At 50.3% G+C, this 21,219-nt stretch carries 14 protein-coding genes; 5 read left to right on the top strand and 9 right to left on the bottom strand.

The features are described 5' to 3' along the window. Nucleotides 1–46: 46 nt before the first annotated feature. Together BHW66_RS12630 and BHW66_RS12625 are read left to right on the top strand one after the other, a co-directional pair. Complete coding sequence (locus BHW66_RS12630) at nt 47–289, top strand: hypothetical protein (RefSeq protein WP_286689086.1); 243 nt, start codon at nt 47–49, stop codon at nt 287–289. Next, the gene (locus BHW66_RS12625; RefSeq protein ID WP_286689098.1) at nt 222–959 is read left to right on the top strand and encodes a hypothetical protein; all 738 of its coding nucleotides are present in this window, start codon (nt 222–224) and stop codon (nt 957–959) included. The genes BHW66_RS12630 and BHW66_RS12625 overlap by 68 nt, the downstream gene beginning before the upstream one ends. A 120-nt stretch (nt 960–1,079) precedes the next feature. On the opposite strand, the gene BHW66_RS12620 is transcribed toward BHW66_RS12625, so the two are convergent. Continuing rightward, the gene (locus tag BHW66_RS12620; protein WP_286689085.1) at nt 1,080–2,519 is read right to left on the bottom strand and encodes an SEFIR domain-containing protein; all 1,440 of its coding nucleotides are present in this window, start codon (nt 2,517–2,519) and stop codon (nt 1,080–1,082) included. Between the two features lie 191 nt (nt 2,520–2,710). On the opposite strand from BHW66_RS12620, the gene BHW66_RS12615 reads away from it, so the two are divergent. Then, nucleotides 2,711–3,517 (top strand): DUF2971 domain-containing protein, encoded by an 807-nt coding sequence (locus tag BHW66_RS12615; protein WP_250714934.1) that lies wholly within the window; start codon nt 2,711–2,713, stop codon nt 3,515–3,517. 24 nt (nt 3,518–3,541) lie between these two features. Then, complete coding sequence (locus BHW66_RS12610; RefSeq protein ID WP_250714933.1) at nt 3,542–4,186, top strand: hypothetical protein; 645 nt, start codon at nt 3,542–3,544, stop codon at nt 4,184–4,186. 5 nt (nt 4,187–4,191) lie between these two features. Here BHW66_RS12610 and BHW66_RS12605 read toward each other — a convergent pair whose 3' ends face one another. Genes BHW66_RS12605 through BHW66_RS12595 form a run of 3 tightly spaced genes read right to left on the bottom strand, consistent with a single transcriptional unit; the run spans nt 4,192 to nt 10,692 of the window. Continuing rightward, nucleotides 4,192–5,475 carry an SEL1-like repeat protein gene (locus BHW66_RS12605; protein WP_286689084.1) on the bottom strand — a complete coding sequence of 428 codons (1,284 nt, stop codon included), beginning with the start codon at nt 5,473–5,475 and terminating at the stop codon, nt 4,192–4,194. A gap of 28 nt (nt 5,476–5,503) precedes the next feature. After that, a complete protein-coding gene (locus tag BHW66_RS12600; RefSeq protein ID WP_286689083.1) occupies nt 5,504–5,869 on the bottom strand; it encodes a hypothetical protein in 366 nt (121 codons plus the stop codon). Next, nucleotides 5,866–10,692, bottom strand: coding sequence for an RHS repeat-associated core domain-containing protein (locus BHW66_RS12595; RefSeq protein ID WP_286689082.1), 4,827 nt, complete (start codon nt 10,690–10,692; stop codon nt 5,866–5,868). The genes BHW66_RS12600 and BHW66_RS12595 overlap by 4 nt, the downstream gene beginning before the upstream one ends. Before the next feature lie 70 nt (nt 10,693–10,762). Here BHW66_RS12595 and BHW66_RS12590 point away from each other — a divergent pair, with 70 nt between their 5' ends. Then, complete coding sequence (locus BHW66_RS12590; RefSeq protein ID WP_286689081.1) at nt 10,763–11,314, top strand: hypothetical protein; 552 nt, start codon at nt 10,763–10,765, stop codon at nt 11,312–11,314. A 170-nt stretch (nt 11,315–11,484) separates the two neighbouring features. On the opposite strand, the gene BHW66_RS12585 is transcribed toward BHW66_RS12590, so the two are convergent. The 5 genes from BHW66_RS12585 to BHW66_RS12565 form a co-directional block, all read right to left on the bottom strand. Next, entirely contained in the window at nt 11,485–13,296 is a 1,812-nt protein-coding gene (locus BHW66_RS12585; RefSeq protein WP_286689080.1) for a DUF4350 domain-containing protein, read from the bottom strand. Then, nucleotides 13,293–14,747: a hypothetical protein gene (locus tag BHW66_RS12580; protein WP_286689079.1), complete on the bottom strand. Its 1,455-nt coding sequence runs from the start codon at nt 14,745–14,747 to the stop codon at nt 13,293–13,295. The genes BHW66_RS12585 and BHW66_RS12580 overlap by 4 nt, the downstream gene beginning before the upstream one ends. Nucleotides 14,748–15,845: 1,098 nt before the next feature. Next, nucleotides 15,846–17,777, bottom strand: a complete 1,932-nt coding sequence (locus BHW66_RS12575) for a P-loop NTPase fold protein (RefSeq protein WP_286689078.1) — start codon at nt 17,775–17,777, stop codon at nt 15,846–15,848. Between the two features lie 1,408 nt (nt 17,778–19,185). After that, nucleotides 19,186–20,037, bottom strand: a complete 852-nt coding sequence (locus BHW66_RS12570; RefSeq protein ID WP_250714925.1) for a hypothetical protein — start codon at nt 20,035–20,037, stop codon at nt 19,186–19,188. Nucleotides 20,038–20,054: 17 nt separating this feature from the next. Beyond that, nucleotides 20,055–21,119, bottom strand: coding sequence for a hypothetical protein (locus BHW66_RS12565; RefSeq protein WP_205575421.1), 1,065 nt, complete (start codon nt 21,117–21,119; stop codon nt 20,055–20,057). Between the last annotated feature and the right edge of the window lie 100 nt (nt 21,120–21,219).

Below are 21,219 nucleotides of genomic sequence, written 5' to 3'. Positions count from 1 at the left end.
TACATCCGAAACCTTGGGTTCCCCCTCAATGACACGAAACGAGCTTATGAACGAGAAGAAGAAAGTTTCCATCCTGGTGGGCATCTGTTCCGGCCAGGGGCTGGAGGAACGGCGCAACGCCGTGCGGGACTCCTGGCTCCGGCACCCGCAGGAGGGCGTGGAGTGCCTGTTCTTCATCGGCGGCGAAGCGGCGGAAGAGGAAACGGGGCGATACCGTAGGGCTGGACGCCCCGGACACGTACAACGGGCTTCCGGCCAAGGTGCTGGCCTTCTTCCGCTACGGACTTGAGCACTACGACTTTGACTGGATTTTCAAGTGCGACGACGACACATACCTGGACCTTTCCCGGCTGCCTGAACTGGCGGACTCCCGGTACGGGCTGATCGGGGATGCCCTGCTGGGCGAGCGGAAAGCCCCCAGCGGCGGGGCGGGCTACTTCCTCTCCCGCGCGGTGGTGGAGGAGATTGCCGCCAGGCCGGACGTGCCGCTCACAGGGGCGGAAGACCTCATCTTCGGGAAGCTGGCCCTTGAAACCGGGGCGGAGTACCTGGTGACGCCGAGGCTCTTCCTCTCCAACGTGCGCTACCCGCTGCCGGACAACGATACGGTGACGGCGCACTGGTGCATCCCCTCCGTGCTGCGCGCCATGGACGTACTGCGTCACGGTACGCCCGCCGCCGTGTACCGGGGCATCCACCCCCACTGGGACGACTCCTTCCTCTTTTACCGGGAGGGGGTGTTCCGGAGGGCGTCCTCCCCGGACTTCGGATGGTGGAAACTCGGCGGGGAGACCCGGGACACGCTGACATTGGCCTGGAAGCGGTGGGACCCGATGGAACTGGAATGGAAGGGGGAAAATTTCCAAGGCCCCTCCGTGACCCTGGCGAGGCTGGATGGTTCCCGCTCGCTCTGGGAACTGCCGCCTCCGGACGAAGGAGCGCTGGAATCATTCTGCTAAGAGTAGTGAAGCCTCTTCATGTATGAACAGAATATTTTTAGAAGGCTAAAGCCCGTCAGAAACGTAAAACGATTGGGAGAAACCGTTCCTCCGACAAGTAGAATGGTCGCCGAAAAGCAATTATGGCAGTGAAGCGATTTCTTCGATCTTAATACTATCGGAAATAACTAACGCCCTCTCGAAACTTCCACTATATCTGTATTCTTCTCGAACTTTTTCTCCGCTCATTAACTTTTTAAGTTGATCAATACTTGAGACTCCAAAAAGGGGGAGAATTTTCTGACAATATTTTCGAGATTTCATCTTTCTCCATTTTTCTTTTTGCTCCCATCCGTATCCATCATAACAATACGTTCCAGGGAACCACAGACGAAATTCATTATCTAGAAAAAGATTGGATAATTGGAAGAGCAATAGATCTGCAAAGATCAGATTTTTACGCGTCAGGATTGGCTTACTTTCTCTCGCGAGTAAAATGTCTGCCATATTTGAAAATCTACAAGGCGATTGATTTATTTCTTCAGGATAAATTTTGTCTATGCTTTCAAGATAACATCTGAATTTAATAAAATTTGTTTCCTCTTCTAAATTTCCGTATCGTTTCAAGAAAAATGTATGATTGATTAGTTGATATATAACTTCAAATTCTTCATAGTATAACAGAGTCGTTATAGTACATATAAAAATTTCCCAGATAAAAAATAAATAATGATCGTCACCATATTGGTGAGATGAAGGTTTTTCATGGATTCTATTATAGCAAGTTTCCATAAAGTCCGTTATGAGATCTTCCAAGGAAACCTCCAGAGAAATGATTGTGGAGAGGTATTCCATATACATATCCCGGAGGGGTTTTAGTTCGCTTATTTTATCGACGACCTGCGTACCGGTTATATTTCCGGCTATCTCATATTGGGAAAGTTTTTCGATGAATTCATCCCGAAACTGCCGCAGCAGCATATCCTGCTTTTTTTTGCTTCTGCCGTCATCCGACTTGAGTTGCCTGATCATTCTTTCCAGTGAATATAGATTCACATTTTTTTCATCAAGCCACTCCGGCTTGCGGCCAAGGGCCGGTTTTTGATAAGCCGGGCAGTCGTACAAGTTCCGCAAAAGTTTTTCATATTCCCGGTCGTATATATCAGGATCAGAAAGGTCTATGTAGATTCGAGTTTTTATATAGGCCGGGCAATAAGCTTCTCCGTTATCATCTTTTTCAAAGATCACAGGAATGAATTTTTCCTGTGCAGCCTTTCCGTAAACCTCGGAAGATATAATAGTTGTTTCATTCCCCACACCGCCTTTTCTCTCATTTGCTTTCGTCGCATAGACTTCATCGCATATCAACAGCACCCGCTTGATACCGGTATCGACGACGCACTTTTCCATGAAAGCATACTTATCCTGTCCTTCCTTTAAATCCCACTTATCCCAGATCACTGAAATGCCATCTGACATCAACCGTTCCGCCAACTCGAAAACTTTTTTCTCATGCTCTTCCGTTGACCATGCGTATGAAATGAATACTGTAAGTGATGTAGTAGCATCGGTACTGACCATGCTTTGATTATGGTATTTTAAGGTAATTGCTCAAGCCATTTAACGAGTATCAAGGGAAGTTTCTTTTTCTTCATCAACTCTCTTAGGAGAGAGCCGGTATAGCAGTTGTTATGGTTTTTGTTCTATTTGGAGTCAGAAAAGAAGGCAATTCCGGGCGTGACAGCACTTCCAAAAAAAGATAAAAAGGCGGGATGGAAAAGAGTTCTGACGGTACGGAGTCCAAGGAGATCAAGGCCTATATCTACATGACGTATGAGAACATGCTCAAAATATTGGCCGGAGGAGCCCTGAAGGTGCGCACCATTGACGAGTGCAACGATCCCTATGAGTTCATGCCCGCCGGAGCGGAAGGAAAAGCCCTCCAGGAAATTTATGAACTGAGCTTTATCTGTTTTTCCTCCCTTTACAATTCCGGAGCGATGTGGGGGCATTACGGAGACAAACACAAGGGAGTATGCCTGGAGTTTACTTTTCCCCTGATTTCTTCCTCTCCGTATGAAGAAGAAAAGGATTTCCAATATCACATCCTCGACATATCCGTGGATATGAAGGAGTTTTCTTTTTCTCCCGTCCGTGATGCAGTGACAAACCGCTGGCTGCTCTTAGACATGATCTACCGGAAAGAACGAGCACAGTTTGGATTTGCATTGGCTACGTTCGGAAATGGTGGAGTTTGCGGCATTGACAAAGCCTATGTTACAAAAGACCCGGCTTGGAGCTATGAGGAAGAACTGCGGATATTCATCCCCTTGCCGGAGAAGGATGTTAGGAAGGAGGAGGACTATTTCGTAGATTGCTTCCACAAGTATTTGACGGGGATTATCCTGGGAATCAAATGCCGGAAGGACGCGGAAAGCGTTAAGAAGATTGTCGAACTTTTCCGGGAAGACGGAGACGGGCCTATCCAGGTGTACCAGGCCCAGTATTCCGAAAAGACATTTGACGTTCTCGTCCCCGGGATCGACAAGGCCCCGGGAACCCCTAGAGCCGGGGATTGAGACAACAGCAAAAGAGCGGATGCCATGTACAAGATACTCGTCGTAAGTTTGCCCGGCTCCCCGAAGAGGGAGGCCCTAAGCGCCCGGCTCCTGGAACAGGGGCTGGCCTGGGAGTGGGTGGACGGCGTGCGCCTGGAAGCCGTGGAAGAAGCTGCGCCGGAGGAGTACAGCGACCTGGAGGCCTACCGCATTCCGCGCCTGAAGACGGACCCGGACTACATCCGCCGCGCGGTGGGCTGCAAGCGGGCCATGCGGAATGCGCTGGCGTGGGCCGCGTGCTGCGAAGAGGAATGGGTGGTCATCCTCCAGGACGACGCGCGGGTGATGCCGGAGTTTGACGTGAAGCTGCGGGATATCCTCAGCAAGGCGCCAGCCACCGCTGGAGCCGTGATGCTGCATTACGAGGGGAGCGCCGTCCTTGATTGCGGGGAATGGAAGGAAGTCACGGGAGACTTGCGCAGCATGGCCGCCTTTGCCGTGCGCCCGGCGTACGCGGAGGCGATGGAAGATTTCCTCTCCTCCTGGGGAGGCGAGGATGACCGCATCTGGGCTCCCCTTGTCCGGCGAGGCGACCTGATCCTGGCCGCCAAGCCGATGCTCGTCCGGACCAACCACAAGGGAAGCGACATAACCAGCGGCATTCCGGAACTGACCGGGTATTGGAAATAGGTTTCTCAGGAAGAAGCTTTTGTGTGGAAGAGACGTTCCAATGCTTCCTTAGCTTTTTCATGTCCCTGGTCCGCCGCTTTTTGAAGCCATTTCCGTGATTCCTGGATATCACGAGGAATATCTTTAAAATATGGTATTTCCCCGGAATAACAGCCTCCCAAATGATATTGCGCTTCCGCGTGTCCTTGTGTTGCCGCTTTTTTCCACCATTCCATTGCTTTAATTGTGTCCATGCGCAATCCTCCCAATCCCAGAATATAGAATATTCCCATATTGTTCTGGGCATTAGCATCCCCCTGTTCCGCTGCTTTATTGAACCAATAGACCATTTTCTCAATCTTGCTCTGTACTTCAGGTTCTATCTGCGAATATTTTTTTTGAGCAATTTCTTGTGACTGGTCTTTTGTTTTTTCAAATATCAGTTTCGACGATTGATTCAGAATTTCCTGTACATCTTTATCATTGAAGTATAAGCAAGCCAAATTATATTGAGCATCCGGATGGCCTTGTTCCGCTGATTTTTCCAACCAATAAAATTCCTGAGAGATGTCTTTTTTTGCACCTTTTCCCAATGAATAACATGCTGCCATATAATATTGAGCATCCGGATGGTTTTGTTTTGCTGATTTTTCAAACCAGAAAAAAGCTTTCTTCTCGTCTTGAGGAACCCCTTCGGCTCCTAAATAATACATTAAGCCCAGATTATATTGAGCATTCCGGTTTCCTTGATTTGCTGATTTTTCAAACAAGGGGAAAGCTTTTTTCTCGTCTTTGGGAATTCCTTCAACTCCGTAATAATACGTTACTCCCAAATTATATTGCGCTTCAGCATCCCCCTGTCTGGCAGCTTTTTGAAGCCATTCTACCGCCAGGGGCATGTCTTTCCTGATTCCTTTCCCTTGCAGGTAACAACTAGCAACAATAGATGCTCCCTTGGCATTCCCCTGTTCGGCAGATTTCATTGCCCAGGTAAACGCTTTCCCGTAATCCTGAGTGACGCCGTTACCTTTCCCATAGCAGATACTCACTTGAGCCTGCGCATCTGCATTGCCCTCTTCAGCAGCCCGTAAGAGCTTCTCAAAACTGCCATATGTACCAAACGGAGATTCCTGCGTAACAACTGTTTTTTCAGGTGTTTCCTGTTGCTGGGCTAATGCAGCGGGCATTTGAAGAAACAGTCCCGAAACGAGCAAACAGAGAGACAGCCGGGCAGGAAAACGCCAGAGGATGTCTTGTGGAGTTCTGTCTTTGGCAGCAGCCAAAGACAAGTTGAATGTCATGTTTTTCATAATATATTTATTTTCATGGTTCAATTAATCAAAAAGTGTAGTCAAAAGAAAGGACCCCTGAATGATTACCTCTATAATCCGTCGTTCCTCCAGCTTTCATACTCCAACGTTGACTCAATGGTATACTAACTCCCGCTGAGCCCGTTGCACCGGTTTTGGTATCATACCCTGCTCCAATGTATCCTTTGATACCACCTACAGAAGCTGACACATCAACTCCTGCTGAACCGCTGCCTCCACCAGCTGATGACCCCGAACCTGTTATACCTACATCTACTCCTCCTAGAGGCACTGTCACAGTTGCTTTTCCTCCAACATCCCCATTTGTGTTTAGAGTAGAAGTTCCTTGAATTTTTGTTCCTCCAGGAGTTTTTCCTGTTCCTGTTACACTCACACCATCATCAGTAAGCTGAACTTTAATAGGTGGATCTCCTTTAGGTTTTTCCCTAATTGCGCTGGGGGGAACTTTAGTTTCTCCACCATCCCCACCATCCCCACCATCCCCACCGTCTCTTTTTCTTTCTTCTTCGAGTCGTCCTCGTCTTCCGGGGTAGTCGGATCATCAGTTTCATCATCATCATCATCATCGTTTCCCGCATTTGGTTCTTCGGGTTCGGGTTGAGGATTCGGGCAAGTCTGGCCGTTTGTCGGCGCGGGCGTGCCGGGATCTCCGGGAACAACGGGGGTAGAACCACTGCCCGATTCTTCTTCCAGGCCCATCCAGTCCGACACCATGCGGTTCCCGGCGAAGGCGTAGAGGTTGAGGCCGCCTTCCTCCCCGAGGGGATCGCGGCTCACCCACCTGCCGTCCTGCGGGTTGTAGTAGCGGTAGTTGTAATAGACGAGGCCCGTCTCTTCGTCACAGACTTCACTGCCCCATTGCACGGGGCTGGCGACCGTGCCGGAGAAGGCCTTTTTCCCGAAGGGGGAGTAGTCGTACTGGCCGACGAGCCGCCCGGTGATGTCGAACACTTCCGTGACGTTCTTGTTCTGGTCATGCCCGAAGAGGTAGGCCTGGTGGTTTTTCACCAGCGCGAGGGGACGCGTCGCCCGGGGGGCGGTCGGGTCCCACAGGAGGGCGTGGTTCACGGAACTGCCGTTCTGGAGGTTCAGGGAGGCCACCTGCACGTACCCGCGGTAGAGGTAGCGTTCATGCAGGATGATGACGGAGCCTTGGAGCGTCACTTTTTTGGAATGGCGGCGCCCTTCGGCGTCGTAGCCGCATTCGACGACGGTGGCACCGTCCGACGACGTGAAGCGGACGGGACGGTTCCACGCGTCGTAGAGGACGTTCCAGATACCGGTGGGAGTCAGGATTTTCGTCTGGTTTCCGTCCGCATCGTAGGCCGGGGTGAAGCTTTCCGCCGTCTTCTCAAGCAGGGTGTACTGGTCCAGGGAGTTGGCCGTGTAGGCCGTGGAGGTTCCCGTCTCCATGGCCGTCTGCCGGTTGCCGATGTTGTCGTAGGCGTACTGGTAGGCGTCCGTCCCCAGGGTGGCCCCGATGAGTTCGCCGCGGCCATTGTAGGAGAAGGAGTGGGACGCCGCCGCACCGGAACCGCGTTTCTGCGAACGGGCGGTGAGGCGGGAGAGATCGTCATAGGAGTAGGAACGCTCCGCCAGGGGGGAGGAGGAAGAGGATGGCCTGATCCGGGCGGATGCGAGCAAGTCGCGGTCCGGCTCGTAGGAACGCTCGTCCAGGAGGCTTCCGGGGAGCGATATGCTCCGGATGAATTCGGAGCCGGGCAGGTAATCGAAGGCGAAGCTCTGCTCCAGGGCGCCGGAGGTGAGGACTGCCGTGCCGATCCTGCCGTCCGCCGCGTATCCGATGGCCGTGGAGAACAGGCTGGAGGTGGCCGACGAGAGGCCGTATTCATCCAGCCGCCCGTGGGCGTCGTAGCTGTTGAGGAGGCTGTAGTCGGAAGCATTCGACGCGAAGGTCTCCCCGGTGATGTCCCCGTAGTGGTTATACTCCACGGTGCGGGTTCCGGAACCGTCCGTCACGCCCGTGATCCAGCCGAGGTGGTTGTACGAGTAGGTGACGGAAGGCGTGGCGGCGTCCGAAGAGACGATGGAGAGGAGTTCCCCGGTCAGGGGGTTGTAGGTGCGGGAGGAGGTTGCCCCCCGGACATTGGTGGTGGAGATCAAACGGTTCATGGCGCCGTAGGCCATGTGCTCGGAAGTGGCGTCCGGGTAGTTTTTTTGGATGGGGAGGTCCCCCTGCCAGGCGTATACCCAGGTGGTCGTGTCCCCGTCGGTGCGCCCGGTGGGGTCCGTGACGATGGAGCCGGAAGGTACGCGGGAGGTCGTCAGCGAGGAGAGGTTGCCGTTGGCGTCATACCCGCAGCAGACGGGCTGGACCCCGGTGCCGTATACGGCGGTGAGGCGGGCGCAGGAGTCGTACTTATAGCAGGTGGTGAAGCCCAGGGCGTTGGTGACGAGGGAGGGCAGGCCCGTGACGGGGTCATAGGCCGTGGCGGTTTCCTTCCCGGCGCCGTCCCTGACGAGGACGACGCGCCCGGCGGGATCGCGCTTGACGGTGACGGCAATGCCGCGGCCATCCGTCTCCGTCACCGTCGTACCGGCAGAGGTGAAGGAGCGCGAGGCGGTCGTCACGGTTCCGGAGTGGTCCTTGCGGTAGGTGGCGAAGCCGTCCTCCAGGCGGATTTCCGCCATGACGGAGGAGGTGGGGATGGTGCGCCGCCACGTGCGCTTTCCGTCGCCGTCGTATTGCGTCCACTCGATGGTGACGTTGCCGTACAGATCCGTCGAGACGGTCTTGCTTTCCAGCGTGGGGCTGAGTTCCGAAACCAGTTGCGCCCGCGACCGGGAGAGGGGCTGGCCGGAGGCGTCATACGAGGTGGCGGTCACAACGGAGTACACCCCGTCGGCACGCTCTTCATAGGTGCGGACGTATTCCACGATGCGGGAATTCTGCGGGGTGGGCTCGGGAGAGAGAGGCATGAGCTTGCGGGAGAGTTTGCCCATGGCGTCGTATTCGTAGAGGAAGGGGACGCCGAGCCTGCTCTCCGAGACGAGCTGGTTTTTCGCGTTGTAGCTCTTCTCCGCGACGAGCTGCATGGCGAGGGAGGAATCGACGGGGGCGAGGTATTCACGGCGTTTTCTGCCGAGCCAGTCGGTCTCCTCGCTGCCGGGAACCTGGGAGGAGGAATAGCTGCGGATGGTCGTACAGAAGGCCTCCTCGGCGGCATAGGAGTAGGAGACGGGACGCTTCCCGGCGGCAGCCAGGGCGTGCAGGGAGGAGTCCTTGTTGTAGTCGGTCGTTTCCTGGGCGCCCGCGGGGAGGGTGACGATTTTGCGCAGCCCCTTGTTCTGGTAGCTGTACGCAGTGGTGAGGCCCCGGGCGTCCGTCTCCGAGGTCAGGCGTCCGAGAATGTCGTAGGTCCTGGCGGTCGTGCGGCTCATGGCGCCGATGTCTTCCCGGATGGAGAGGGCGCGGCCGAAGGAGTCCCGCGTGTAGGTGGTGATGGATTCCGGAGTCGTCGCCGTGGCGGAGCGGATGATTTCCACAAGCTGGCGGGCGGAGTTGTAGCCGTAGGAGAGAATCACGCCATCCTCGTCCACGCGGCGCAGAGGGCCGCAGCATCCCCATTCCGCCGTGCTGACGCGGCCATTGCCGCGGGTGGTCTTGATCAGGCGTTTTTCCCCGTCGTACTCGTAACCGGCGGATGAGACGAGGCTCCATCCCTGGCCGGTGTGGACGTATTTCTCATTGCGCAGGAGGGTTTCATCCTCCGCGATGTACTGGATTGTGCGTTCGCTGCGGCCCGGCATGACGGCGCCGTTGACGCGGGTTTCCGTCGTAACCTTCCACCGGGCGCCGTACGAGGTTGTGTCTTCATAGACAGCGACCTTCTGGACGCCGTTGAATCCCTGTTTCATCCGGGTGCGCCCCCGGGAGTATTCATTGGAGGCCTGTTCCCCGTAGAGTTCCCGGATTTTGACGAGGGGCACGGTTTCCCCGGCTGCGAGGATGCTGGTCGTGATGCGGTTGAGGAGGGGGGAGTCCTCGTAGGTGAAGGTGGTCGTCTTGAGTACGGTCTCCTGCCCGGTGGAAACGTGTTCCAGGGAGACCTGCCTGGTGGCCGGGCGGCAGTCGTTGAAGCGCAGGTCGGCGTAGGTGGTGCGCACGACGTATTCGTAGTCCCCGTCCGTCCAGGGGGAGGCTTCCATGGTGACGCGCCCCTGGGAGTCGTACTCGTAACGGGTGTAGCCGCCGTCCGGCAGGGCCTTGACGGAGACGCGGAACTGGCTGTTATAGGTGTAGGACGTGGTGCGGGCCAGCGCGGTGCCGTAGCCCTCCGTGCGGCTCAGGACGAGCCATCCGCCGTCCGTGTACTTCTTCACGACGCGCTCGCAGAAGGAGGGGGCCGTTTCCCGGAATCCCTGGACGGTCTTGATTTCCTCCCACTTGTCTCCGGGAAGCATGTTGCGCTCATAGGTGGTGACGATGCGCTCGTCCCCCGAGCCTTCGGTGATGATGGTCTTGTTCCCCTCGATGCGGCGTTCCTTGACGAGGGCTTCGTGCCCGGCCTCCTGGGTGGTGATGTTCATCGTCCTGACGGAGGGGTTCCATTCATAGGTGTAGACCTTGACGGGAGTGCCCTGGGGGAGGGTTTCCCCGCGGGCGTTCCTGGCGAGCCGTGCCGGGGGGAAGTGGGAGATGGTCAGCTTGTTGGGCGTGCGTGCAAATTCCAGCACGCCGTCCCTGGAGCTGGCGATGCGTTCGATGTCCCCCAGGGAGTTCCTGGTGACTTCCACCTGGGAGTCAAACGAGCTTTTCGGAATGACGGCCCCGGTCCTGGTGGTCATGGAGTGGACCTGCCCGGAGGCCAGGTCAAGCGTCTGGGAGGAACCGTCCCCCTGGACGATTTTGACGAAGGCCGGGGAATTGTCCGTACAGGGGGTCATGTCCGCCTTGAGGAACTGTCCGAGGGCAATGCCCCGGCGCGTGATCCCGTCGCGGCTGGCCGTCGCGTTCCCCGGAATGCCCTTGAAGAAGAGGGAGCCGCCCGCGGACTGGTTGACCTGGACGGACCTGGTGGAAGCATCGTAGCGGACGGTCATGCCCATGGGAGTGGCGAAACCGACCTTGACGGCGCAGTTGACATCCCCCGCATCCGCAAGAGGGGAGTTGGCCACCCGGGCAGGGTTGTCCCCGGAGGGGGCGCCGCCAACGTTGACGGACCCTTCGCACATGCCGCCATCCGGCGTGCCGCCAAAGCCGATGCGCCCGGCATAGTCCCCGTCCCCGTTGGCGCAGCTTTCATTGCATGGATCGTTGCAGGGCTGGCATGGAGTGTCTTCCTGGGTGGGGGAAGCACTGCTGGAGCTGGAGGATGACTCGGAGGACGAACTGGAAGAAGGCTCCGAAGAGGAGCTGCTGGAGGAAGAGGAGGAACTGCTGCTCGAAGAAGATGGAGAAGAACTGCTGCTTGACGAGGAAGACGGCACGCTGGAACTCGACGAAGAGGATGGTACGCTGGAACTTGACGAAGAGGAGGGCACACTGCTGCTCGATGAGGACGTGGGAGGGCTTGACGAAGATGAGGGAGAACTGGAACTAGCCGACGAGGACGGAGAACTTGAGCTAGCCGATGAGGAGGGGGCGCTGGAGCTTGCCGAAGACGAGGGAAGAGCAGAGGAACTGGAAACCGGAGCAGCGCTGCTGGAGAGCGAGGGGGCCGCCCCGGGCAGACGGGAGGCGGGGGTGGCGTTTTCCGGATTGGAGGCCGGAGAGGCGGAATCTGAAACAGGCGTATTCATGACAGGACGCAAAATGAATGGTTTGAGCACACACAGGACAGAAAAGCAGGAATAAAAACCTTCCTGTCACTCTACACAATCAATCTTCAAATCCCTTGTGTCAAGATTCAAAATAAATAATTTTCCAATCAAGAAAAGATTAGGAAGGAAGATGGAAACAGATGCCACGATTTCCCCGGAAAAGGCAAAGGGAGAGAATTTTCGTTTAGGAGGAGGTAATTGATTTTAAGGGATGTATTGAAAAACTGCATCTTTGTCACCCCAGGAAGGATGCTGCCAGTTGGAACGAATGAGTATCATTCCTGATGATATTTCCTTACCTATGATCCAATCGCCAAGAATCACCCATGGATGATGTCCTTGAATATGAAACAGCTTTACCGTCACAGGAACTGTGATTCCATTGAAATTCAAGGTTCCTTTGACTTGTTTCATCAAGGATAGTTTTAAATTCTCCTTTTTTGATTCAACTTGTGCAACCTGTTTCCAAAATTGTTCGTAGGCTTTGTTTTTCAAGAGGCCCACTCCATCATCAAACCAGAAAGACGACAGCCATGAATCGTGGTCCAATGCTGTCATAAATTGTTCCATGCTGAGGGAGGGGTTCATATTCAAACGTTTTTCCCAAGATGGGTCCGGCAACCATTCCTCAGAAACTGAATTTTCCAGTGTATATCCATTGGAAAATACGATGCGATTGGAATTCCGAGATGTTTCTTTCCATACGGGGAACATGGGAGATTTGGAAAAAGCTGTTGCAAAGAGAGTCGAATACTTGGCGTGGTCGTTTTCAGCTAACGACCAATCACCCCATACGTTCAGGATGGGGGAAAAGGCATAAGAAAGCTTATAAGCCGGTCTACAAAGTTGTATTACCATAGCAATCAACAAGAGAAAAGAGATCATGCCTGCCAGGATTTTTATCTTCCGTTTTCTGGAAACACTCCAAAACAGGAGAAGCATCATAGCTGTGCCTGTGTGAAATGGTAACGGAGGCCCAGCATCTGCGACTTTTTGCAAGAGGTGTTGAGCAGAGGGACGAGACAGTGCAAAATTGGCAAACAGAGTGCTATCTCCAAAAAGGACGATGTTTCCTAAACCAAAAGGAGAAGTGAGGCCAATAGGATAGATACCAGGTATTTCTTCATCTGATATTTGGTTATCTGAAAAGAAGGAATTTTTGCTGTAGTCAGTACGTTCCGAATATCCATTTTCAACCAACCAAGTTTCTCCCCGTCCAGAAAAACTGTTAGCACTGAGTCCTTTAAATTTTTGGAAGAGATTTTGATAAGTGCCACCGTCCCCTGTCGAATCAAGGATGCAGTCCTTTTGAATACGGAGTCCCATGGATTCTAAAAGAGGATTGAGTACAGAGGCATGACCAAATAGATCTGTATGGTCCGTGATTACAACCAAGCGGCCTCCCCTGAGAACCCATTTTCGTATTTTTTCTATTTCTTGTGAGGAGAACGGCTGAGTTGGAGTAATCATCCACAAATCCGTATAGGCCTCCAACCTGGATAGATTGGGAATATCCCGACTCCCAATGATCTTTTTTACCATATCGTAGGAGTACTGACTGCGAATGACAAGTGAGTTGTCATGCGACTGGGATATCCCCCAATGCCCTCTTTCCAAATAAGCAAGAGACCGACTCTGCGTCTGTTGTAACAGGAGTGAGGGAAGAGAAGAATGCATTAAACACCATCCCGCACCAAAAAGAAGAATGATTCCCAGCAGGCGTTCTTGGGGATATTTCTCCGCCAAGCGAATCAATAGAGCTGCCAACAAGCAGATGGCTGTGGGAATACTCCAATAGACCCAAGGGCCGTGAGGCAATCCTGCCATGAGCAACGCTACTGTGCCCAAGATGATCCCCGTGTGCAGCAGAATCTTCCAAGATATAGTGGGGCGATACGCCAGCGTACTTGCAATAAGAACGACCATGCAAACAATCCCTGCCGAATAGGAACAGATGAGGGCATTGAACATGCAGAAGACGAGACCTACCAAAGTGAGCAAGCGCATGGTATTCATAAGAGAGAACGAAAATATTGGGTTTCCAATGTTGTTGGAGAACCGGTTGCTATTATGGTAACCTGCTCAAGTTTTATGATGGGGGAAGGTTGTTTTTCTCCATTTTTCAGAATAGACCGGGCATCCAGAATTCCATCCCACTCACCCATAGGAACATCCTGAGCTTCATAGATTGTTCCCTTGATTTTCACTTTGGCTCCCGGTTCTAGGATGATGATTTTTTCATTCTTCCAGGACGCAGTGTAATCTGAACCTACAACGAGTAGTTTTGTTCCTACTGATCCAAAGATCACATTCATGCCACAATCCTGAAGATGACGAACGATGCCCTCACCCAATTCAGTGTGGGGCCAGTAGTGATGATTACCAATATAACGAATTTCACCTTGGATTGGCCACCAAACCGCACACAAGTAAGCCAGTACTGGAAATAAGGGTAGCCAGGGGCAAACATACCATGGCAAGATAAAGAGGATTAAAGAACAGATGATATGGAAAGCCAGAAATCCCGGATCTGTTCCTGTGATTCGTCGGATCAGGGAAGATTGGTAGGGAGCCATACCATTTACGACGAAATCGGAATCCGCTAGAATCAATTTATATTGTTCATTGAGAGCCAAAGGGACCACGGTAAAGCCGTCCATTTGCCCATAGAGCGGATGGTAGGAATCCTGTTTGAGAGCAGAACCAATGTTGGAGATGAGGATACCATCCCTTTGGACGGCCATACGCCAAGGTTCTCCCGCCATGATGAGATTTCTACTCCAAGGACGGCCTTGGTAGAAATTGCCATCGTCCCAGTCCGTATAAGCATCATGATCTAGGTACAGAGTCCCTGCCAGAGTGACTTTTTGATACTCTGTATTATTATATACAAGCTGCCCTGCACCCGTCCCCGGTTTGCCCGTGATTTTTTCCAAGGCGCTCCCAATCTGATATCCAGGCGCAACATTTCTTTCAGGGACCGGTGAAAGATTCCATGAGGAACAAGTTGTGAATATCAACAAGATTCCGTAAATCATGCATATTCCTGTGAATCCCCAACGGAGAAATCTTGGAAAGAAGAGGAAGAAAATCGTTGCTGCCACCATTAGGCCAATGCCAAGGAAAGGGGAGAGTACAACCCATGAAGGGCAAGGAAGAAATGGACTGATTAACGTCGGAAGTTGAGAGAAAAGAAAGGAGGCTGCCAAGGAACGATGCCCTGTAACTATTAGAAGTATAGCTAAAAGGCTTGCCGAATGTCCCAGGGAAGGCTCCAAGGATATAGCCGTCAGGACGGCAATACAGCTGAACAAATTTTTGGGACGCTCAGGGTAACTTTCAAGAACTAGAAGGGATAGAACTATCCCCAAAATTGCCGTGTAAACAAAAGCATGGCCTAAGCCATTACCCGCAACAAAACAGAGGGAAAAGAACAAGATAAAGCGTTTCACACGATTCTTCTGCATGATGACAGAATGGGAATAGTGAAACGCTTTTCTGACTTACTCCAAATTCAGGCAATCATTATTTGCCGTTTCTCCCGCCACAAATTTTGCAATCTGTTCCTTGAGGAGAAGTTGTCAGATATCCGTTGGAAGATTGGTAATACCGGCACGATTGATTGTGAATTTTCCCTGAAGAATAAGTCACCCAGTAAGAAACAGCTTTTTGCGATACAGTTGTTTCGGGGGATGGTTTAGGGGATAATGACGATGTCTGCGCCGCAGGAGAAATTATCAATTTAACTGTTCCATCCGTCATGGGAGACTTCTTTTTGCCACCACATTTGGGGCAATCTTCTCCAAGTGGAACCGTGGTCGGAGACCCTTTTCCTTTGGCGAATTGAGAACAGGTGGCATTATGGATTTTCCAAGAGTATCCGTCTTCCCAGTAAATTTCCCGTTGTTGGTCTGGTTGGATCTTCGGTCTTTCTGGTTCCTTCTGGGATATGGGAGCGACCGGGGTCACTGTTTTAGAAGGTTGGGTATAAGATGATGTACGAGAAGGATAGGAAGTGCTCCTACGCGTTGAGGTACACCTCGTCGAACAACTTGTGGAACAGCTGGTAGAGCAACTTGTCGAACACCGGGTTGAGCAGCTTGTGGAGCAACTTGTCGAGCACCGGGTAGAACAACTGGATGAACGGGCTGCCAGCATCATGCTCTCCTTATCTTTCAGAATAGCGCTGGCTCGTTCCAGATCGCTCGGAGATATTTGCATGTTGCCTCCTGACTGAAAGGAGGAAGCCGCCGCCGGAGATGAAAAATCTGAGGCAGGAGTTGCTCCTGATACCAAGACCATGGACAACATTATCCAGAATATGAATGAAGAGATGAGAGCTTTCACGGTAAATTTCAACATATCATAGAATGATAATATATCAACCGATTTTTGGAGAATTACTTATTGTGATTGAAATCAAGAAAGTTATCCATAAGAGATCTTTTTCTCAAAAGAGGGTCACTTCGCCAGGTAAGAAAGGGCTTATTCTGCTTTCCAGCCAGGAAAGGAAAGACTGCCGTCAGAGGACATTGAGTATTTTGCTGGAGGGAGGGAAATCTTCATCAGGATTTTTCAACGGAATGCGATGGTGAGGGGGCTGACTCTTCTTCACTACATCTTTTCGTAACGCTGGGTGGGCCAATTTTTTTGGAAGCTTCATTGTCTATATATTGGATGTAATTTTGTATCTTCAACTTGTCCCATCTTGAAGCTCTTTTTTGAATTGTATCAAGATTCTCTCTGATAGATTGGAGACATTCCCATTCCCTTGATTTTGTATCAGTCCCTTCTCGATAAAATCTATTTGTTATGATATAGAGTAATCCGAGCCCGTTGTCGTAAGAAGCATCTTTTAGGTAATTGCAAATAAAAGAAACACCACATAGCTCAAGGATGCTAATATTTTGAAAATTTGTATTATTCAATTTATTGATTTGATCTCCTGTCAATTCTTGTTTATATAATAATTGATCTCTTAATGATTTTCTGAATCTGTCATTAATTTTATCCAAGAATTTATCTTTCAAATAATCTTTTAATTCCAACCATTCTTCCGAATCCGATTTATAAAATCCAAGTCCGTACATCCCTGTAAGGCGAGATGTTTCAAAATCAAAATTTTCCTCTGATAGGGACGATACTATTTCATCAACATACTGTCTGCATTCTTTTCCAATCTCGGCGGTTCCTTGGGTAAGCAAACCGTTTTTTGAAAAAAAGAGTCTCAACCCGAAAACGTGCAGAATGACACCTATATCAGAATATTTTCTCTCTTTAAAATCTTGTTCAAATTGTTCCAACATAGAATCCAACTCTTCGCTTTTCTGATCTCTCCAGTGCCATAGATTTCTCCATGGTTCCTTTGATGGAAAATAAACAGGAAGATCATCCAATTCCTGTTTGATGTCGTCTTCAGGAAAGAACCCATCTTCCAAAATATGAGACAGCATCAACTCGGAAAAAATGTTTCTATATGCAATGATGTTTACAAAGTATTCTCCGTATTTTGATAAATAATCTTTTTTGTTTTGATTTTTATCATTATCTTTTTCTGGATCATTTGAAGTGCTGAATAATCCTCCCATACTATTCCTTAATATATCCTGTTGCCATTCCTCTAAATCATGACAAGAAAAATGTCCGGCTTTGATTTCAAAGGAAAGGATGAAAAAGAGCATGACAAGGTCTTTCATGAACATCTCATGTTTTTTATGCTTATCTTCAAGGTAGGCGTACAGCCTTTCAAAATCATTAAGCGATTGCTGCAAGATACGTAGATTATCCAATTTGGATGTCTGGTACATCTGAATGATCAAGTCCCGTTGAGACTTCAGGAATTTCCTTCCTTCTCCCTTCTGAAGTTGATCCAGAAAATAATTGAGAGCATTCTCCGTTTCCGGCATCATCCGCAGAGTTTTACCAATGACCTTTTCTTTAATGGATTTATAGGATGCTTTCTTTTGATTGTCAGCATAGGGGGCAATTTCCTCCTCATTCCCAATAATGATCACCTTGCAGTTGTTGTTTTCCACAAAGGAATTAATGTACCCAAGTGATGCTTCTATCGGCATGCAGCATCTCTCCAAATCATCAAATATATAGATTGATTCAGGATGATAGATGTTAAAAAAATCATCTGTTTTCAAATTATCAAGATCGATACCTTGCGACTTTAAAAGAGAAGAAAATATTTTTCCAGTCAATCTGGCGGATTTCTTATTCATGAAAGGATGAAATTCCTTAATAATCATATCATCAATTTCATCCTTCGTTTGGACTCCATTTAAACTGATTTTAATTATTTTCGGAATTTTTTCTGATTCATCTTCTTGCTTAGGAAAAATTTTCTCCATATATCTGGTGATGAAAAACGTCTTGCCGATTCCCCATTTTCCTGTGAGCAAGACAGCATAGTGAGGTGCAGTCAATGCAGTATAGTAATCCAAAAAGCTTTCAATATGCGTATTATTGGGGAAGTTGCTTTGATCCGACATTCCTATAAAATATTCCTTGGAGAAGAAGAGCGCAATCTCAGAATCGAAACATAGCAGGAATGATCCTTATGACGTACGGAAATGGCACAAAATGATTGGCAATAGGCAAGGCATATGAAACCTTGTGGGCAACAAACCTCCCCCGCCTAGCCTATTAGTCCGTTGACTCGATAGTGATGCGCACACGGGGAGGTCTTTTTGTTTCTACCTATGCGATACTCCACCCCCATCTCTCCTTTGCCGGCCAGGCTTCCCTTCTCCTCAACGGGAGGATGACTGCTACCCAGCAGGGATTGATGAACGTTTGAGATGGAGGGCGGGTAGGAAAACTACTGATGGGCCCCGAGGAGAATGTCCTCGAACGTCTCCGTCTGGCCGGTTCTTCGGCGTCCATTGCCAGTCTTTCCTAGAGGGAGGGATGGACACGAATAAAGGATGACAAAAGAAAATTTGATAATTATCTCCGCGTATGGTTGAATCCTTGCAGAGGTTCGGCTGAGGAGCGGCCCCTGGTGGCTCCGATTGCATTACCTCTTTTTTACTCTCATATGGAGAATCTGTCAGCACCAGGCCACAGATTCTTTTTCGTTTGTTGGGAGGATCGGAGTAGTAAACCATTCCGTCTAAAAGGGGGGTAAAGCGGGTTACGAGTTCTTCTTTCCGTTCGTCATTCTGGATATTCTCGAAACAGTTTTTCCTGTACCCCCAGTTCAGCAGGTAGATGCACAGGTCCGCCAGCTCGATAAAGTAACTGTTTACGGAATCCACAAAAAGAGGTTCCGGGACAATATGTCGGCTTTATCCGTCCGGAGGAAATAGTTGTGAACCTGTTTTGTAAATTTGCTGTCGAATACTTCTTCCTCACTGTCCAGAAGGAGCAATCCATTTGTGTGTTGTCTTTCAAGGAATTTAGCGTAGCGCTCAAACAGGAATACCAAGTTTTTTCGCAGATAGCCTTCCGAGGCATATCCTTTGGGCTTTTGAATGCCTCTAGGTATGGCTGCTGCAAAAAGTTTCACTTCATGTTTACACAAGATCTCCAACGCTCTTTGCACGAAGAGGAGCCTAGCCTGACCATAGGCGTAAAAATTTTTTCTTGTAGGGGCCTTTTTCCCAAGACCGCCGTTAGAAAACGACGAATATGTTTTTGCCGTTTATCCAGAAGGAGTTCTTCCGTATAATTGTCTGCTCGCTTGAATGTTTCCTTCTGCAATAATTTACGTCCTTTGAGCTCTACATTGTATTCCTTCAAATGGCAGCCGAAGACTTTCTTTTCCTTCATGCGAGCTTCAAAAGGTCAATACAAATCACAGTGTTAATTGTTGATGTACAACAAAGTTTCTTTTTTGGAATAAGTTTCTCTTTTGAGAAACTTTGTTCTGAAAGGAAACATTTGCTTATCTATTTCTCAAAGGGCAAACCAGAGTCTCAATTCCTGTGCAATAGCCATTTGTGACTCTCTGTGCCAGTAACGGGAAGTGAAATCGAAGCCTTGCCGTCCCGGGGCGGAAAAGTAATCGTCCACTATGATTTGGCATTTGTGGTAGAGCTCCTGTTGCTCCAAGTGTTGGCGAAGTTTCTGGAGGTTACGCCTTTCTTCTTCCGTTTCCATTGCCACGATACGAAAGATGTCTCTGGCATGCTTTTGCGCCTCGTCAAGATCAGAGGATTTGCCTGCAACATTCTGTGAGGATTCCCACCTGGCTTGAAAAGCCATAAGTTTCATGGTTGCCGCCGTCAGGATGTTGGGAATGGCCAGACGCAATCCGTCCAGATCGAAGAAAAAGGGGTGAGCCAGTCCGATCAGTTCCGGGTTTGTGCGCCCATGGATGCCATAGTGGAGGGAGGGACGCGGTTTGATCCGGTGGCTATCGGTTCGCAGGTTTTTGCTGTATTCGTTATCAGGGAGCGGAGCGTGGAATTCTAATTCAATAATCTCACCTTCTTCTCCTTGTTTGAACAGACCCCACTGTTTCTTCCATTCGACATACTGGAAACCTGCGTTTTGCAAGACCTCAGCCAGTTCTCCCTGCTTGCCGGGATTTGCAATCAATGAGGGACTGACTCCCACATCCATATCTTTCGTCGTGCGTGGTATGCTTTCGCCCGTCCACTGAGTCATTGGAATGAAATGAGTGACGGCTCCCAAAGAGTCTCGCAGCCAGGTCTGTTTCAGATAGAGGCCATATCCCCCGATTATCTGAACATTCGGATCGAGCTGTTGCAACTGGGGCCAAATTTCTTGAAGGGATTGATTCATGCCGAAGGAAGAGGTTTTCATAAGCGGGAGAATGCAGTCAAGGTGGAATAGTGGAAACTGGTAAGGGCTTGGGCCAGGGCATGGGCTGTCTCCTGCTGGCGAGCGTCGCCCCGTGCCGCCTCAATCCAGGTCATGACCGGGCCGGACCAGACCAGTCCGTTTTTGTCCCTTTCCGTTTGGAAATACGCGAGAGGGGATTTTACCATGGTCAAATTCAACTGGGAAAAAGCGGGCGAGGCCGTTTTTTCCAATTGTCCTTCTTTCAGGAAAAAGGAGGGATCCTCCGTCCATAGATAAAGAGGGCCGCTCTCGCCAAGGGTCGCATAACGTCCCAGGGAAGATTGTGGGGCAACGCACCACTTAATTCCGCATTCCGTGGCTTTTTGAAGAATTCTGCGCTTGTCCAGCCCCGGAGCAACGATATAATCCTGCCCTTTTTCCGTGACGGGGGGACGCCACTGTTCCCGAAGTCTGTCCAGCAATTTACAGGGATTGTAAACAATCAGTTCAAACCTTCCCGGCCTGCTCAGGATGCCGTCCTCCTCGTAACAGGGAATCAGTTTGGACAACTGCCCTTTGGCCATCGAACCTCCCCGCAGTGCGATACGGTCCAAGACGGGTTTCTGTCCAGGCCACATTTTTTGTTCCAGCAAAATCATGGCCGCCTGAGCGGCAATTTTGTCGTAGGGACGCGATGTTCTGCGGGTGTCGGGATAGGCATTGGGTCTGCCCGAAGAACGAAGGTAAATGGGGAGCTGCTTAATCAGACCATTGCCGGACAAGTCCACCGCCATGATCTGTTCCTCCTCATCAAGACGTTTTAGAATTGCCTCAGACAAAAAAGGAATAAGCAACAGGCGCGGGGGCTTGCCCTGTTTTTTTCGTTCGCGCTCTTCGATGACAAATCGATCTAGGATGATGGGAGGCAGCGCTTTTTTTATTTCAGGGATAGCGAGGAAGTCTCCCCCCTGCGTGTGAAAGGTCATCAGCTCTTCGTCGAGTAGCCCTTTCCAACGGAGGATTCCTTCCATCAGGGTGTTTCTCTCCCGCAGATTATTCAGGATTGTCCATTCCGTCATCATGATGTTAGAAAATTAGTGAAGTTTCCTTTTAAGGTCAAGTTTCAAATTCGGGAAACTTATTATTAAAAAGAAACTTTTTTGATTTTTAATGTGATATTGA

This window comes from Akkermansia sp. 54_46 (assembly GCF_001917295.1).
GTDB classification, from domain to species: domain Bacteria; phylum Verrucomicrobiota; class Verrucomicrobiia; order Verrucomicrobiales; family Akkermansiaceae; genus Akkermansia; species Akkermansia muciniphila.
Note: the sequence above shows the minus strand (reverse complement) of the source record. Positions and strands in the feature narration are given on the sequence as shown.

Bases quoted from the DNA above. Each gene is read 5' to 3' on its own strand.
- BHW66_RS12610 (WP_250714933.1), top strand. From the start codon at position 3,542: ATGTACAAGATACTCGTCGTAAGTTTGCCCGGCTCCCCGAAGAGGGAG.
- BHW66_RS12575 (WP_286689078.1), bottom strand. From the start codon at position 17,777: ATGTCGGATCAAAGCAACTTCCCCAATAATACGCATATTGAAAGCTTT.
- BHW66_RS12605 (WP_286689084.1), bottom strand. From the start codon at position 5,475: ATGAAAAACATGACATTCAACTTGTCTTTGGCTGCTGCCAAAGACAGA.
- BHW66_RS12620 (WP_286689085.1), bottom strand. From the start codon at position 2,519: ATGGTCAGTACCGATGCTACTACATCACTTACAGTATTCATTTCATAC.
- BHW66_RS12570 (WP_250714925.1), bottom strand. From the start codon at position 20,037: ATGAATCAATCCCTTCAAGAAATTTGGCCCCAGTTGCAACAGCTCGAT.
- BHW66_RS12585 (WP_286689080.1), bottom strand. From the start codon at position 13,296: ATGAATACCATGCGCTTGCTCACTTTGGTAGGTCTCGTCTTCTGCATG.
- BHW66_RS12630 (WP_286689086.1), top strand. From the start codon at position 47: ATGAACGAGAAGAAGAAAGTTTCCATCCTGGTGGGCATCTGTTCCGGC.
- BHW66_RS12615 (WP_250714934.1), top strand. From the start codon at position 2,711: ATGGAAAAGAGTTCTGACGGTACGGAGTCCAAGGAGATCAAGGCCTAT.
- BHW66_RS12580 (WP_286689079.1), bottom strand. From the start codon at position 14,747: ATGCAGAAGAATCGTGTGAAACGCTTTATCTTGTTCTTTTCCCTCTGT.
- BHW66_RS12595 (WP_286689082.1), bottom strand. From the start codon at position 10,692: ATGTGCGAAGGGTCCGTCAACGTTGGCGGCGCCCCCTCCGGGGACAAC.
- BHW66_RS12565 (WP_205575421.1), bottom strand. From the start codon at position 21,119: ATGATGACGGAATGGACAATCCTGAATAATCTGCGGGAGAGAAACACC.